This is a genomic window from Microcystis sp. LEGE 08355, assembly GCF_015207185.1.
In the GTDB taxonomy this organism is placed as follows: Bacteria; Cyanobacteriota; Cyanobacteriia; order Cyanobacteriales; family Microcystaceae; genus Microcystis; species Microcystis panniformis.
The window spans coordinates 1-1,580 of sequence record NZ_JADEXI010000826.1 but is presented as its reverse complement, the minus strand read 5'-3'; the positions used below and the strand labels follow the sequence as shown (position 1 = coordinate 1,580).

The following is a 1,580-nucleotide window of genomic DNA, read 5'->3' as shown; positions in this document are numbered from 1 at the left end:
CAAGGCTTCGGCCGTGAGCTCAGCCGAACGGTGCTGCGCCGTCCACTTGGTTTTCGAGACTGGCCTTTTAATTCTAACGTAAAGCCAACCTAGAACGGCGGGGTTTCAGACCCAAAATTTCCGATGACAGGATATCAGCCAGACTTGGAAACTATCTGATCAAATTAGTTCCCCCATAGAACCCCCTTGAGCCATTCTGCACACTTTTCTCTCTTTGTCAAATTTTATGTTAAGAAAGATGTGACTAATGGATAGGGGGAGAAGGGGAAAAGCCAAACCAAGATTAACCCTGCACCATCACCGAGGCAGCGGCAGCCACACCGGCGCCGGGGGTGACACCTTCGACACCTAACTCGATTAAAGTCGCTTCAATGGCAGCGATAACCGTGAGGATATCCCTCTCACTAGCAAAACCTAAATGACCGATACGGAAGATTTTACCCTTGAGGTGATCCTGACCACCAGCCACAGCGATGTCGAACTTTTTATTGAGAGTCGAGCGAATTTGTTCCGCATCCACCAGAGTGGGGGCCACGGCAGTAATCGCCGTGGAAGCCGAGGAATCCGCCGCGTAGAGGGGCAAATCCAGGGCGCGCATACCGGACCGAGTCATCTTCGTTAAGCGTTGGTGACGGGCGAAAATTGCCGCTAATCCCTCCCTTCTCATCATTTGCAGAGAAGCTTGTAAACCGTACATCAGGTTAACTGGAGGGGTAAAGGGGGAACTATCCTCATCGGTGGCTTTTTTGTATTTGCCCAAATCCAGATAAAAACGGGGCAGTTTGGCGGTTTCGTAGGCTTTCCAAGCTTTTTTACTCACGGAAACAAAACCTAAACCGGGAGGAATCATATAACCTTTCTGGGAACCAGAACCGACCACATCTAAACCCCATTCATCGATGGGAATATGATAAGCTCCTAAACTGGTGACAGCATCGACGATAATTAAAGCTTCCCCGTGGTCTTTTACCGCTTTGTTGATGCTTTCCAAGTCATTGAGAACCCCGGTGGAAGTTTCCGAATGGGTAATAATTACCGCTTTGATGGTTTTTTCCTTGTCTTCGGTCAGTTTAGCGGTGAATGCTTCTGGATCTAGGGGTTTACCCCATTCTGCCTTAACTAAATCCACATTTAAGCCGTAGGCTTTCGCTAATTTCCCCCAACGTTCCCCAAATTTACCATTATCCCCCACCAAAACTCGATCGCCGGGGCTGAGAAAATTAATAATTCCCGCTTCCATGGCACCGGTTCCCGAAGCGGTTAACATTAAGACATCGCCACTGGTTTGATGCAACCATTTAAGATTTTCGGTTAATTCGGCGATTACCTTGCTAAAAGCACCGGTCCGATGACCTATAGGCGCTTTAGCCATAGCCAATAATACCGCTTCCGGCACTGGTGTGGGGCCGGGAATCATCAACATATTTTTATTTTCCATGGTTCGTCCTCTCTCGTTGGGCTATATTTAACAAGATAAAAAACCAAATCTCGATCGCATCAATTCTGAGGGGATGATTTAAGATTCGGCAAACTCTGATTATATCCCGGGAGGCAGCCTTGTCAGTATTCAGGGGATAGGG

Annotated in this window: 1 protein-coding gene; it reads right to left on the bottom strand. The window is 48.0% G+C overall.

Annotated features, from left to right (window positions below):
• Positions 1-283: 283 nt before the first annotated feature.
• On the bottom strand, positions 284-1,438 hold the full coding sequence (locus IQ242_RS24425) for an alanine--glyoxylate aminotransferase family protein (protein ID WP_193961734.1): 1,155 nt from the start codon (positions 1,436-1,438) through the stop codon (positions 284-286).
• Positions 1,439-1,580: the final 142 nt, after the last annotated feature.

Excerpts from the sequence above, each read along its gene's own strand:
- IQ242_RS24425 (WP_193961734.1), bottom strand. The coding sequence starts at position 1,438 with ATGGAAAATAAAAATATGTTGATGATTCCCGGCCCCACACCAGTGCCG.